Below are 14065 nucleotides of genomic sequence, written 5' to 3'. Positions count from 1 at the left end.
ACTTATTTTTACAGGAAGCTGTGATAAGATAATTCAGCGTTCCGGTGCTTCTCAAAGCGGACGCAGGGGTATTCATAGGAATATTACATGTTATTTATTATATTTATATACTGCATATCAACTAAAGTAACCCGATCCTTCGTCAGTTCATGTACTTCTTTAACTCTTCGAAAAATTCTTCAAAAGCACCTGATTCGCGGTGAAGGATGAGATTATTTTTCGTATCAGTAAAAACCAAAGTAAAGTATTCATTGTCTTCAAAATCACTGAACCGGAATTCTTTTAATTCCGTCCATCCAAAACTTTTAACCGCCCCTTTGGTTTCCCTTTTTGAATTGAGCTGTTGAATGGAAAAAGCTGAGTCAGTCATGGTGAACCGGTAGTTTGCGGCAAGCGAATAATAGATATACATACCGCTGATAACGGATGGCAGAAAGAGGAACAAAATCCATGGAACCACGAGGATGACCGATTGCTGAATGAGGCTGTTCCAGTCGAGTAAAATGGAATGAAGGCTTTGCAACAGCCATGCATTCAGTAAGATGATGGTCAGCAAAGCCAAAGCAAACCACTGATAGGCTCCTGGTTTATGTGCCCGGAATTCGAATGTCATGCAACAATGTAAAGATGATTGTACTGAGAAAAAAATGATTGCTCCACATTTCAGCGTTCCGGACGGATCAACTGATCAGTATCGCCGGCAGCTCTCGCAGAATCAATGATGTGCTGAATGTGCCGGTATGTCGCCTGCAAGTCGAGGTCAATGCTGCTGACGGTTCCATTCACCAATACGACGAGCTGATTATTTCCATAGTGCCATTCCTCTGTTTTTGTCTGCAAGCCAAATGTATCTGTTGTAATACCTACCTGTATTACCGTATCGGGAAAACCAGCCGTTTCCAACACCTCGATATAACTCATGCCGTTATGGATGGCGGTCAGTTGACTGTCAGTGGAATTGCCGGCCGGCTGATTATTGCATGAAAAAAGCAGGCAGGCCATGCAGATGCACAGCATCGAATTCAGCATGAACCGCATTGCATGAAATTTTCGTGAATGAGCAGAAGCAAAAATAAGGAGCCTTTCATTGCTGACTGCCTCGCAGCATTAACGAAGCTGATGGAAGCCGTCATCATCAGAATCTCGGGCACGGCACATCAATGATGTTTCCGGTTGGTTTTTTATACCATCCGGTGTAAACGATAGAGAGTTCAAATGCGCCCTTTCCGCCCGACGCCGCTTTTAAAGAAGACGTATTAACATCGTAATTCAGCATGGCACGCCATTGTTCATACTGATAACCGATGACAGGAATCAACGCATCGCCGGCACGGCCGAATAATCCTGCAAACAACTGATTGGCGGAAACCGTATTTAAGGATAAGCCAACCATGCCTCCGGCAAGAAATTCATGGGCCTTTTTCTGCGACATATACATTAAGCTGGGATAGACATAAACCTGTTCGCTGATGCGGACGACAGCACCTGCATTCAGGGAAGGGCGGATACCCAGCCGGTTGGTGTTGTTTGTATAAAATGTTTCAACAGGCCGCAATAAATGATATAGCGCTATGCCTGAATGAAAGGAAAATTTATCTGAGCCGCTGTAAGCATACGAAACACCTGCATTCACATCTGCATAACTTGTTTGCTGTGCGGCATAATTTTCACCGGTAGGTAATCCGAGGTCGAAGCCGGCATCAGCCCATTGATTATCGAAATAGAATTTGGAGAAGTTCACCGATTTCTGGATAAATCCGGCCTGCAAGCCCAGAGAAAAAAGGCTTGTTTTTTCCTCATCAAAAGAAATATGATAAGCTCCGGATACCATCACCTTCGTCACCGAGAGGTCACCATCGCCGGCTTTATCGGAAACAAGGTATAGACCTGCTGAAAAATAATTGCGGTGCAGGAAATTTTTATTGAATGACAGGTCACCATAAAAATCAAATGACTTATACGGAATCGTTACACTGCCCCATTGCTGCCGGTAATTGAGTCCGGCACGATAATCTCCCGTGAAGTTACCGGTATAGGAGGGATTGATGGTGAGTGGTGTAGAGAAATACTGTGAGAAATGAATGTCTTGCGCGTGAAGCGAATGCATCACCGTTAATGTAAAAAACAATATGAAAGCGAAGCGTTTCATGATGGTTTCTGCTGGTAAGCCGGTTGGGTAAATGGTAAGCCGGCCATGCTTATCTTAATAAGGTTACATTACCGCTCTTCACGGCTGCTTTGCCATCGCTGAATGTTGCTGTTAAAGTCCACACATACACTTCCATTTCCTGCAACACTCCCTTATACACACCATTCCAGCCATTATTGATATTATTCGTTTCGAAAACCAATTCCCCCCAACGGTTAAATACCTTGAAGCCAAGTGTTTTTACATCTTGCCCGCGCACATAGAGTACATCATTTTGCCCGTCACCATTTGGCGAAAACGCATTCGGCACATCCACCACCGGAATGAGTCTTACCGTGATGAAAGTACAAACCTGGTCAGGGCAGCCACCATCGTTATTGGCCGTAAGGCATGCGAGATAATCGCCGCTCAACAAATAGGTATGTGTCGGATTTTCATCGGTGCTGCCGGTGCCATCGCCAAAATCCCAGTTGTAGAATGATGCACCGGTGGACTGGTTGAAGAAATGTACTTCAGAAACATAATCCTGGACTACGGTTGGGTCGGCCGTGAAAGCTGCATCAGGCGGATAAGGTAAAACAGTAACCGTGAAAAATGCAGTATCAAAAACATTGCATGCCGCAGGATCGCCGATCACAAGCATACCTTCATATGTTCCCGGCGTACTATAAGTATGTGTTGGATTCTGCTCAGCCGATGACTGCCCGTCACCAAAAACCCATGAGAATGTAATACCACCGTAACCGGTGTTTGAGAAATTGACAGTGAACGGCGGGCAACCGAAAAAGTCAGTATTGCTGAGTTCCGCAATCAATACATGCGTGTAGTCAATCACCTGTTCAATGGTATCAAACTGGTTGCAGGATAAAGGATCGCTTACGATGAGTGAAGCAGTGTACGCGCCGGGCACAGTATAAGTATGACTGGTGTTTTGACCGGTGGCACTCGTGCCGTCTCCAAAATCCCAGAAAAAAGAAGTGATGATGCCCGTGGTGGAAGCATTGAAATCTACTTTCAATGAGTCGCAATAGTCGGTAAGTGTTGTGTTGAAGCTGGCATTCACGGTAGTATTGTAAACGACCACGGTAGTGTAAGCGGTATCCACCGGCACACAGGCCGTAGGATCCGTTGCTATCAGCATCACCTGGAATGTTCCGGTATCGGTGAAAACATGTGTTGGCGTAGTTTCGGTAGAAGTAAACCCATCGCCAAAATCCCAGAAATAATCCGAAGCATTCACGCTGTTGTTGGTGAAGCTCACGTTGAGCGGAACACAACCGGTGGCTGTTGGAAAAGCGGCGAGGTCGGCGGTAACGACAAATAAATTAATCTCCATCTTGAAACCGAGCTCATTACAATTGAAGCTGCCGTTCACTTCACTGAGTGCTCCGGTGGTGGTGGGTGTAAGTGAAGTTCCGCCGCATCCTGCGCAAACGGCCTGGTAAACGATTCCGTTTTTATCAAACCTGCTGGTGCCGCCATCTACATGTTCTGTTGCCAGGTCACTGCCGGGCGCACTGTAACCTCCGAAGTAGGTGGCATACATCAGCTGCGTCATATTCTTTTTAAACACGGCGAGATAGAAATCATTACCGTCAGTAGTGGCTTGCATGGCATTCAGGGTGAGTGGCATGTTGAGCATATTCATTGAAAACTGCGGCCATCCGCTGAATACATCACCGCCCCAGCCGGAGATATAAATATTTTCGCATGTGTCAACAAGGAATGCGGTAGGCGATATATTGGGTGCGCCGTTGCCGTTTCCAAAAACAGTGGAGTAAACAGTTGTTGCCAAAGTTGGATCCAGTTTATGAATGAACTGTCCGCTGTTGGCATTGCTGTAAACTCCGCCCGAAACAGGATAGTTACCTGCAGTCTGCCCGAAAAAATAAGCATTGGCCGACTTGTCAAGCTTGATAAAATAGACCTGGTCTGCAGACGGTGTACCTATAAAAGAAGATTGTAACAAAGCGGTGCCGGTACTATTGATGTGCGCCACAAATCCGTCAGAGGTGCCACCCAGGTAATTGCTGTGCAAAGCGAGTGCTGTTGACGGGAAATCGGTGCTCATGGTTCCGCCGCATGTATATACTTCGTTGTTGTAAACATCGAGTGAATAGCAGGCATCTTCATCATTGCCGCCAAGATAGGAAGACCATAAGAGGGTTGAAAGATCAGCGCTCAGCTTGAATACGCATCCATCCTGAGCGCCACCGCTGCCTGGCTGAAAGGCGCCGGCTGTTACCGGGAAGTTGGAAGACCTGGTGCAGGTGGCAACATATACATTGTTGTTTTCATCGGCAATAATTTCACCGCGGGCATCATCGCCGTAATTCACTTTCAGCTTTCCCTGCACCGGTTCTGATGCATTATAATTCACACCATCATCTCCGCTTCCGCCAATATAAGTGCTGGCCAGCAGTGCATTACCGGCAGCATTAATTTTTGATACCACGATGTCGGCGGCACCGTTGGCGACTACATCGTATGAACCTGCAACGGCAGGAAAGTTGTTTGAATAGGTTCTTCCGTAGATCAACAGGTTGCCATTGTTATCTACAAACAAGCTGTGCGGCGTTTCATTGCTGCCGCCGCCGAGGTACGTTGACCAGATCATCGCATTGCCTGCCGCTGAGATTTTGGTAATGCCCATGTCGCTGGCATATTGCGAGGTGTTATTGATGCCGCCACCATAGTTAATCTGAATGGCGCCTGTGCTAACCGGGTAACCGGCGCTGTGCACCAGTCCGCCGAGGTACATGGCGCCGGATGCATCATATGTGGCGGTAAATCCAAAGTTATCAGCTGAACTGCCGGTATAGGTGGAGAAAATCAGGGTCGGGTCGATGATTAGCGGAAGCGTGTGATCATAATTCTTGTTGATGCTGAAAGTCAGGAGATCTCCTTTCAGTTGAAACTTGCAGGCGACTTCATGTTTAAATCCATTCACTACCTGGTATGCATAAGGTTTTTGCTCTGTGAAATTGCCGACGGAAGTGCTTATCAACAGATTTCCGCCCTGCAGCGTTAGCTGGTCGGCACCCACATATTGTATCTGTATTTGCCCGGCATCTGCATACGGTTCAACCACCAGGTCATATTTCAGGTTGGGACCGAAGGCATACACATTCATGTCAATGCCTTTATAGAGTTCATCATAAGTTACCTGTGCATAATCTCTCACACCTGTGGCCCAGCGGGAAGGATCGTTGCCAATGAAATAGTTATAAAAGCCGGAAGAAGGGGAAGCAGCTGAGGTGATCACATCAGGATTTGCATCCACGAATATTTCCTTAAAGGCATGTGCATGGATGGTGAACCGGGACGTATCATGCTGATGATGCACTTTTTTGAGATCATCGGGATTAAAGAAGTAATAAGTAAAAGTGTTTTTTTCGAGGAAAAGATCACCGGCCCATACTTTGGCGTTATAAAGTATCTTATCATCCCATTGTCTTTTGTTTTCTATGAACCGCAACTGACCTGAAGGAGTCACCGATGTCGGATAATCCATGGCATGCAGCAGCTGTGTTGATAGTAACACGAATAAACAGCAAGTTGCCACCGGCGATGTAAAATACTTCATTGACTAAAATTATAAAGAATAGACCAGTTTAGAAATTTAAGTGTTGCATACGGGCAGAGGAACATTATTACCGCATAGAGCGGAACAGCGTGTCATTAGGTTTTAGCTTGTCGCATGCCCCCTTGAATGTCTGCAATAATCAGGATGTTTGTCGAATGAGATAGCTCCAACCCGTTCAGGTTTCCATGGATGCAATCAGGTATAAGCAGTGTTGCATAATTTTGCGACATCCGTGTTTATTAAAAAAGCAGCGAAGATCTTTGATGGCAGCATGCATAATTCGCCAACAGCATGCCGGAGGTTGTAATCTCTTTCATGCATGCTGAAGGTCATGAACCGGTGATTTCTGCTGCGATCGGTTTTCCGATAATTCTGCTATTTTTACCAGCAATCAAAAAAATAAATCATGCCTGAAACTGCCATTAAAAGGGGACATCCCAAAGCACTGTACATTTTATTTTTTACCGAGATGTGGGAACGTTTTGGTTATTACCTGATGGTTGGGATATTCCTTTTATACCTGATCGATCCTACGGGAAGCGGCGGTAAAGGGCTTGACAATGCCAACGCTGCAGACATCGTTGGTTCCTTCATCGCATTGGTGTATCTCACCCCATTCATCGGCGGACTGATCGCAGACCGTTTTCTCGGCTACCGTAAATCCATTATGATTGGCGGCTCGCTGATGGCAATTGGCTACCTCGGAATGTCGATGCAGGGTGACCTGGCCATGTACATTTCACTCTTGTTTATTATTGTAGGCAACGGATTTTTTAAACCCAACATCTCCACGTTGCTGGGTAACATTTATACGGAAGAGGAGCTGAAACCAAGAAAGGATGCAGCTTATGGAATATTCTACATGGGGATTAATATCGGAGCATTCTTCTGCAACTTCGTGGCAGCGTACCTGCGTAACTACTACGGATGGGGTTATGCATTTGCTGCGGCCGGAGTAGGTATGATACTGGCGCTGATCATTTTCGGGCTCAACTATAAAGATCAGCATATAGTGAGTGGAGATGTCAAAAAGCCATTACAAAAGGAAGATATGCCGATCAGCAAAATCATGACTTCTGTTTTTCTCCCGGCTATTCTCGCCGGTATACTCGGGTGGAACATCAGTGCCATCCTCGGTAATACCATATTCGGCACAAAATCAAATGATGCATTTATGTTTGCCTGTGTACCGATCATCATTTTTTATGGCGGACTGCTGATACGTGCGTCTAAGGAAGATAAGCGCGGCCTCGGAGCATTGCTGGCTTTCTTCTCCGTATCTATCGTTTTTTGGGTCATTTATAATCAAAACAGTACGGCGCTTACGATTTGGGCTGATACTTATACTGACAGGAGTATGTCTGAATCAGGTGTAGCCTGGACCAAGCCATTTGGCATGTTACAGACGGTAACTTCCGACTCTGTGCAAGTCACCAAAGTAGATCAATATTTTGCGGCCGTGCTCGATGAAAAAGGAAACACGATTCAGACAAAAGGGGTTGATCAGTATCTATTGAACCTTCCGAAAGAACAATGGCCCGCAAAAGGGACAGAACAAAAACTGCTCTCACCTGAATTGTTCCAGTCTATCAATCCGTTTTTCATCGTATTTTTTACACCGCTTATCGCCGTTTGGTTTTTCGGATGGTTGCGGAAAAGAAAGAAGGAACCTTCTACACCGGCCAAAATTGGTATTGGCATGGTCGTGGCCGGACTTTCATCGCTGATGATGGTGTTTGCAGTAATGTCAACCAATATTTACGAGAATAAATCACACATGCTTTGGCTGATAGGAACCTATGCCATCTTCACCATTGGCGAATTGTTGATCAGCCCGATCGGCTTGTCGATGGTTTCAAAGCTGGCACCGCCGCGACTCACTGCACTGATGATGGGTGCATGGTTCCTTATTAATTCCATCGCCGGTAAAATATCAGGGCTCATGGCCACCTTCTGGGATAAGTTTCCTGATAAGAAAGACTACTTCCTCATCCTGTTTGTTGCTGCCATGATTGCCGCAGTCATTCTTTTCAGCATGGTTAAATGGCTGCGTGAAGTGGTGCGGGAAAAGACAGGAATGGATTAGGCCCTCTCTTTATCATGCTATTGCCAATGACGCTTTCATAGGAGGCGTCATTTTTTTTGTAGTCACTGCATTTGCTTCAATGCATGCTATAAAGCGGACAATTGCCTGCCTCCCGATCTGCTTTGGCAACAAAACAGGTGAATGACTGTCGTAGTGCGGTCAATTTGCTGCACAATCAGTTTATTACCACCCTTACACCTTCCGAATGATTTGTAAATTCAGGAGCATACATGCATTGAACGGTAGTGATGCCATTGGAAAAATCGCCCTTCAGCTGTACGCGCAATGGATATTCAAATACATAAGTGCCTTTCGGTAAATGGTTGAAGAAGAAATTGGTGCTGGCATCTTTCGTCTCTTCATAATATCCCAATCCATCCTGCCAACTGTAATCACTCAGCACATTGATGGGTTCGAAACATGCAGCACGCTGATCTTTCATGTGCACGTACTCCATATCGCGGTCTGCATGGAGTTCGATGCGCACCTTTACCAGGTCGCCGGGCTTCAGGCGTGTTGCTGCGGTAACTGATTCAAGTACGGGGCCGGCAGCCGTATTGCGTTGTATAAATAATTTCTTTTGCAGTGAAAGCGGTGTGCTAATGCCATTCGTGGATGGAGTGATCTTATCGAGCTGCTCAAAATACTGCCAGTACACAGCACCCCAGCTGATTCCATTCGGCCCTTTGCGCGACACTTTTATTTCGCCCATCTGCGGTTGAATATCTTTTTCCTGCCAACTGTATTTATAATATCCGGTGCCGGCTTCGGAAGACTGCGATGACAGGTCAACGATCGTTTTGCCAAGCGATACGGTGATGGCAGGTTGTGCATCCAGCCATGAACTTCCGCGAAGCAGCAATGCATAGACGGCTTCGGCTGTTGCTTTCGTTGTTTTCCAGTTATTGGTTTGTTTTTGTTTCAGTAGGAAGCTTTTCATGTTATCAACCGAAACGGCATCTCCGGTAATTTCATCGAATGCTTCAATGAGTAATGCCTGTGTTTCAATGGGTGCCTGGTGCCAGTAATAACCGCCACTGTTGCTTTTCCAATACATACCGAGTTCTTCCTGCGTAATGGAGTTTTCTTTAAGCGACCTGATAATGGCAGCAGGTGTTTTTTTATCATTCATTCTGAAGAGGGCGAGTGCCACCATACCCTGCGCATAAATGCCTTGCTTCATCCAATACTGCTGTGCCTGCGACTGATAGTAATCGAAAGCCTTTTTGTTTGCCGCGCTCACGGCCATGTCGGTAAAAAAGCTGCGTGCATACAAATACTGTGCAGTGAGATAGCTGAAATTATTCTGATCCGGTTTAACATGATGACGGAGCAGCTCTTCATATTCTTCCTTTATCCTTTCATCAAGATATGGAACAGCCAGCGACAACATGCGTTGCGTCCGGTCATTTTCCTTCAGGGCGTTGAGGCGTTGCAAATGGCCTATGCCGGTTACAATATATTGTGTGATATAACGATCATCGGGCCCGCCTGCAAACCACGACCAGCCACCATTGGTCATCTGCAATTGTTCAAGCTTTGATAACGCTGCATCCATTTCCCCGCTCATCCTATTCATTTCAAAAAGGAGGGCAATCCTCTTTTTGCTATCAGATTCATCATTTGCCTGCATCACCCACGGTGTTTCCTGCAGCATCATTGTTTTCAGCTCCTGGTTTTTTTCTAGGTTCGAAAGGAAAGCATCAGTGGGCAGATTTTTCCACGTATCAAATACCTGCTGTATCCGCGGAGTGCTCTTTACGATACTGCTTGCCAGCGCATTGGCATAGAATCGGTTGAATGTTTGTTCTGAACATTGATAAGGATATTCCATCATATACGGTAATGCCTGCACCGCATACCAGGCCGGGTTACCGGTGAATTCAAGGGTGAGCTTGTGATTTTTGATGGTGGAAGAAGCACCTGATTGAAGAAGTTTAGTAAAGGAATAGCTTTTGCTTTGATTACCGCTGATGTTCAATGGCAGACTTTCCGTAACAAGCATGCGGTTCGATAATACGGGTAATATATTTTCTTCACCATCTGATTGCTGCCCGGATGTTGCCATTACCCTATAGCTAACAGCTTCTATTCCTTCAGGGATTTTGATTGTCCACGTTAACGCGCTGCTTTGATGTTTTGCTGCGCTGAATTTTATTACAGGATTGCTGTTTTCAAATGGTGCGTCCACAGGCCGCATGCTGATTGCATCAAACAGTTGCAGGGTGGCTGTACCACTCAGATCTTCGTTTGAAAGATTGGTAACCTTAGCGGTAAAGGATAGCTGATCGCCTTCGCGGAAAAATCTGGGTGCGTTCGGAATCACCATAAAGTCTTTCTGCGTGACCAGTTCCTTGGTGATCATGCCATACTGCAAGTCAGTGGTGTGTGCAAAGCCCAGCAGTTTCCATCGTGTAAGGGCTTCGGGTATGGTGAAGCTGATGATGACAACGCCGGTGGAGTCGGTTTGCAGTTGTGGAAAGAAGAATGCCGTCTCCTGCAGATTTTTCCTGATGAGGGAAGCAGGTTGTTCCGCCGCCTTCCCGCCCGGTTGAACGGCATTGGCATTTGAATCGGCGACCTCCTTCCTTTTTTCCATGTCGCCGTCTTCCGCTTTTTCCGCCATCATCGGCATAGCATAAAGAATATCGGAGCGCCGCAGGTAGTCATATCCCATATTATATCCAAACCAGTTCAGCCGGTCGTAAACCGGCGAGTGATAAGAAAGAGAAGCTGACCAGCCGGGAGCATACAACTCAGCATTATGCGTCCCGAAACAATTACCGCCTTCCCAATTGGAAAAGGGGTAATAAATATTTTCTATACTGAAGGGCCATGTATGCGGTTTGAAGGCATCAAGCGATGCGTCATACAATGAGGCTACAATTTCTGCAGCCACAGCTTCTCCGCGGTAACCGGAAATCCTGATTTTCCACTGTTCGCTTTGTCCGGGTAATAATTTGTTGCGGAAAGATTCAAACTCAAGTTTAAGTTCCTTATCGGTATAAGGTACATTAATGGTCCTGCTGAATGAATACACTCTTCCATGCCTGATGGTGAGGGCATTGATGTTCACACCGCCCTTCATCTCCTCCGATACCGGCAGCGAGAGCGATTGCTTGCCTTTCTTCACCAGGATAATTTTTCGTTCCTGCAGATTTTTTGCCTCCACCTCGAAGATCACGCGGATATCTTTTTCTGATGTGCCAAGCTGAAACGGTACAATACTTCCTACCTCAGCTTCTTTCGGCAATTCTGAAAACCAGCACGACTGCGGCAGGGCAAGGTTTTTATCTTTGGCACCTGACACGGTAAAATATTTCTTCACCGTGACAGATTCACCATAACGGTCCTGTGCCTGTAAAGCCAGCTCGTATTTGCCGGCCGGTAGATTTGCCGGCAGCGTTATGAATCCTGAAATGGCAGTATTGAAAGTTTGCGATGATACGGCAAGTTGTTTCTCCCAGGTTGTGTAGTCATCTTCATTGTCGTAAACATCCGCTGGAAACAGGCGGTAGAATACATCTTTGGTCATCACAAACTGATCGGGCCGTTTCCACAACCTTTCGCGGAATATTCTGCCTGGCTGCACCAAATGCGAGATGACAACAGTGCCCTGCGCCGGTTCAAAGAAACCATTCAGATTTTCGCTTTTAATCGCAATTTGACTGACCGAATCAGCGGAAACATTTTCAGGAATTGCTGCATCAACATTGATGGAAACATAGCCAATGGTAACCACTGTTTCCGCGCTGCGTGTTTCTCCCATGATGTCTGCCACTTCGGCTATCACTCGGTAATCAAACTGTGGCTTTTCAGCAGCAGGAATTTTCAGATCAGGAATGGCAGGGAAGGAGATGGTGAAGGCGCCGCTGGCGTCGGTAACGGTGGTGCCGCTGCTAATCTCCATCGCTTGTGTATACTGGCTGGAGCTTACACGTTTACGGCCATAGTACCATATTGGAAACCTGGCTTGCCGCACGACACGGTAACTTACCGCTGCTCCATCTATGTTGGCGCCTGCAAATGATTTTGCCATTGCAACCACTTTTACAGTGTCCTTCAGTCGCCAGCTTCTTTGCAGCGTATCAAACATTACTTCGAACCTTGGCCGCTTATACTCTTCAACGGAAACTTCAACGCTGCCGGATGCATTGCGAATGCTCATGCTGCCATTGAGGCTATTTACAGGCGCGGTGAATGTTCCCTGGAAGCTGCCGAATTTATTTGTCACGAGGTCGAGTGCGCTCACTTTTTGGCCATTCACATCTATCAGCTCCACAACAGAACTGAAGTTTGATTTCAATATGTTCTTATCGTTTTCATTTTCGAGCACGATACCTTTGAAATGAATTGCCTGTCCGGGACGGTAAACAGACCGGTCTGTAAAAAAGATGGTGCGGGTAATTTTCTCTTTAACTGCGTTGTTGCGGTAGAGATAGAAATAGTCATCTGCCAAAAGTTTATCCTCGCCAGTTGTAAATTCAATCCTGAAATTACGACCGCCTGTTGTTGCAGGAATTTCAAAATAACCTTGTTGATCAGTAGTATAACGGCCTTCCTCGCGGAACCGGTAACTACGGCTTTGCTGATCATACTGTTGCGATAAAAGCTTTGCCTCCACCTTGGGCAATGGCTTTCCTGATTCACGGTGCAAAACATATACACTGTAATGATCCTTGTATCGCTTCGTGATATATCCGATGTTGGAAACAGTGGTAGCGGCTTTAGCAATACCTCCATCCAGCAAAGAAAAACCGGCAGTGGAAGAGCATAATATGATGTAGTTGCCCAATGGCATTGCGGGTATCTTTATTTCCGCAGCATGTGATTGATAATCTCCCGGATCAGTAAATGATTGCATCCACGATTGCAGCACGGGCTGCCGGAGGTATTCCGTTATCATTTTCTCCGCATCAGCTTGCTGTGCCCGTTCTTCCATTGCCGGCGTGTTGCGTATGATCCTGAAATAAACGGAGTCAGTGTTTTGATATTCAGCCAGGGCGCGGAAAGGTTCGTCCGGCAGGTTCACGCTTTCGACGGTGAGCGAAATATTTTTCTGCAGTATGCCCGAACGCAAAGCACGGCAGTCATCTGCCGCTGCCGATGCAGGGAATTTTGATATTACCCTGTCACAGTAGCGCATTGCCGTTTGCTTGTCAAATTGACCAACCGTGATACGCGGCGGCTGATAGTTGCTGCTGTGTTCAACAAAGTATTGGGCAATGGTAAAAGAAACAGCACCACTTGCCGAATCATTGGAAAAGCGGTTTTCCAGTTGTTGCAAACCGCTCAGGTAAAGAGAATCTTTAAGATCATGTACACTATTTGATCGCAGCAACTGAAATCGCTTGAGGTCGGCATCAATCAGCGCAGCCGTATTTTTTTCTTTACTGTGAAAAGCAAGCAAATGTTGCAGAATGAGCAGCGCCTGGTATTTTCCGGATGTGGTATCAACGGTGGTAAAGTTGAGTGTGATAAATTTTTCATAGGGCTGGAAGGGTTCTTCACCGGTGATTTCAAACTTATAGGCGGGCAGCGTAACATAAGCTTCTTCATTGGTAAAAAAATCCAGTGCACGGTGAGCGAGAAAGTCATACAAGGTAGGACGCAAAGATTCCGGCATATTGCCTTCTTCCAAAATCGCAGCAAATGGTGTGATGGCAGTCTGCTGTAAAGAGTCAGCATGCAGCAACGATGCGGTGTACAACGCTGTAGCCCGTTGTACAATATGCGGAAGGTCCCAGGTTGCCACTCCTTGCCCGTTTTGATCTGACAGCTGTGTCCGTTCTGCAAACGTCCAGCGATTTTGCTGGTAATAGCTCCAGTACAGTTCTGCCGCGGCAGATTCAAGAATATTCCTGGCGGGAAACTTGCTTTCGCTGATGGCCTTTTCAAATGCCTCCAGGGCTTTTTCACCTTCTCCTTCTTCCAGCACGTCTTTATATTTTACCGTATAGATCAGCGACTTTACCAATTGTGGTGCATTATCCGATTTCAAGGCTATCGAATAGATGGTATTTACTTTTTCCAAAGCCGATTTGGTCAGTCCCTGTGATTCGAGCGCGTCCACTTCCCTCCATAATTTTTCATATGTATCATAGCTGATCACAGGTGTTACGGTTTTCCATTGGTTTCCAAAAGCAAACAGTAATGCCAGGTTAAGCAATAACAGGACAATGATGATAAATACAGTTTGCGAAGTTGACTGAAGCAGTGAACGGTAATGCATAAATGAACGGGT

At 46.2% G+C, this 14065-nt stretch carries 6 protein-coding genes; 1 reads left to right on the top strand and 5 read right to left on the bottom strand.

All coding sequences use genetic code 11. The annotated features are described in order from the left end of the window. Positions 1–142: 142 nt before the first annotated feature. The 4 genes from K1X61_07420 to K1X61_07405 form a co-directional block, all read right to left on the bottom strand. Positions 143–613, bottom strand: a complete 471-nt coding sequence (locus K1X61_07420; GenBank protein ID MBX7108457.1) for a hypothetical protein — start codon at positions 611–613, stop codon at positions 143–145. A gap of 50 nt (positions 614–663) precedes the next feature. Beyond that, positions 664–1038 carry a hypothetical protein gene (locus tag K1X61_07415; protein ID MBX7108456.1) on the bottom strand — a complete coding sequence of 125 codons (375 nt, stop codon included), beginning with the start codon at positions 1036–1038 and terminating at the stop codon, positions 664–666. Between the two features lie 97 nt (positions 1039–1135). Continuing rightward, a complete protein-coding gene (locus K1X61_07410; protein ID MBX7108455.1) occupies positions 1136–2149 on the bottom strand; it encodes a PorP/SprF family type IX secretion system membrane protein in 1014 nt (337 codons plus the stop codon). A gap of 49 nt (positions 2150–2198) precedes the next feature. Next, on the bottom strand, positions 2199–5735 hold the full coding sequence (locus K1X61_07405) for a PKD domain-containing protein (protein ID MBX7108454.1): 3537 nt from the start codon (positions 5733–5735) through the stop codon (positions 2199–2201). Between the two features lie 406 nt (positions 5736–6141). Between K1X61_07405 and K1X61_07400 the strand changes: the two genes are divergently transcribed. Then, a complete protein-coding gene (locus K1X61_07400) occupies positions 6142–7821 on the top strand; it encodes a peptide MFS transporter (GenBank protein ID MBX7108453.1) in 1680 nt (559 codons plus the stop codon). Positions 7822–7996: 175 nt separating this feature from the next. Here K1X61_07400 and K1X61_07395 read toward each other — a convergent pair whose 3' ends face one another. Further along, complete coding sequence (locus tag K1X61_07395; protein ID MBX7108452.1) at positions 7997–14053, bottom strand: alpha-2-macroglobulin; 6057 nt, start codon at positions 14051–14053, stop codon at positions 7997–7999. Positions 14054–14065 lie beyond the last annotated feature (12 nt).

The sequence above is a fragment of the Chitinophagales bacterium genome (genome assembly GCA_019694975.1).
Lineage (GTDB): Bacteria > Bacteroidota > Bacteroidia > Chitinophagales > UBA10324 > JACCZZ01.
This window is presented reverse-complemented; position numbering and strand designations above follow the sequence as displayed.

What these genes read in the sequence shown, in the direction of transcription:
- K1X61_07420 (MBX7108457.1), bottom strand. Translation starts at nt 613, where the DNA reads ATGACATTCGAATTCCGGGCACATAAACCAGGAGCCTATCAGTGGTTT.
- K1X61_07415 (MBX7108456.1), bottom strand. Translation starts at nt 1,038, where the DNA reads ATGCGGTTCATGCTGAATTCGATGCTGTGCATCTGCATGGCCTGCCTG.
- K1X61_07410 (MBX7108455.1), bottom strand. Translation starts at nt 2,149, where the DNA reads ATGAAACGCTTCGCTTTCATATTGTTTTTTACATTAACGGTGATGCAT.
- K1X61_07405 (MBX7108454.1), bottom strand. Translation starts at nt 5,735, where the DNA reads ATGAAGTATTTTACATCGCCGGTGGCAACTTGCTGTTTATTCGTGTTA.
- K1X61_07400 (MBX7108453.1), top strand. Translation starts at nt 6,142, where the DNA reads ATGCCTGAAACTGCCATTAAAAGGGGACATCCCAAAGCACTGTACATT.
- K1X61_07395 (MBX7108452.1), bottom strand. Translation starts at nt 14,053, where the DNA reads ATGCATTACCGTTCACTGCTTCAGTCAACTTCGCAAACTGTATTTATC.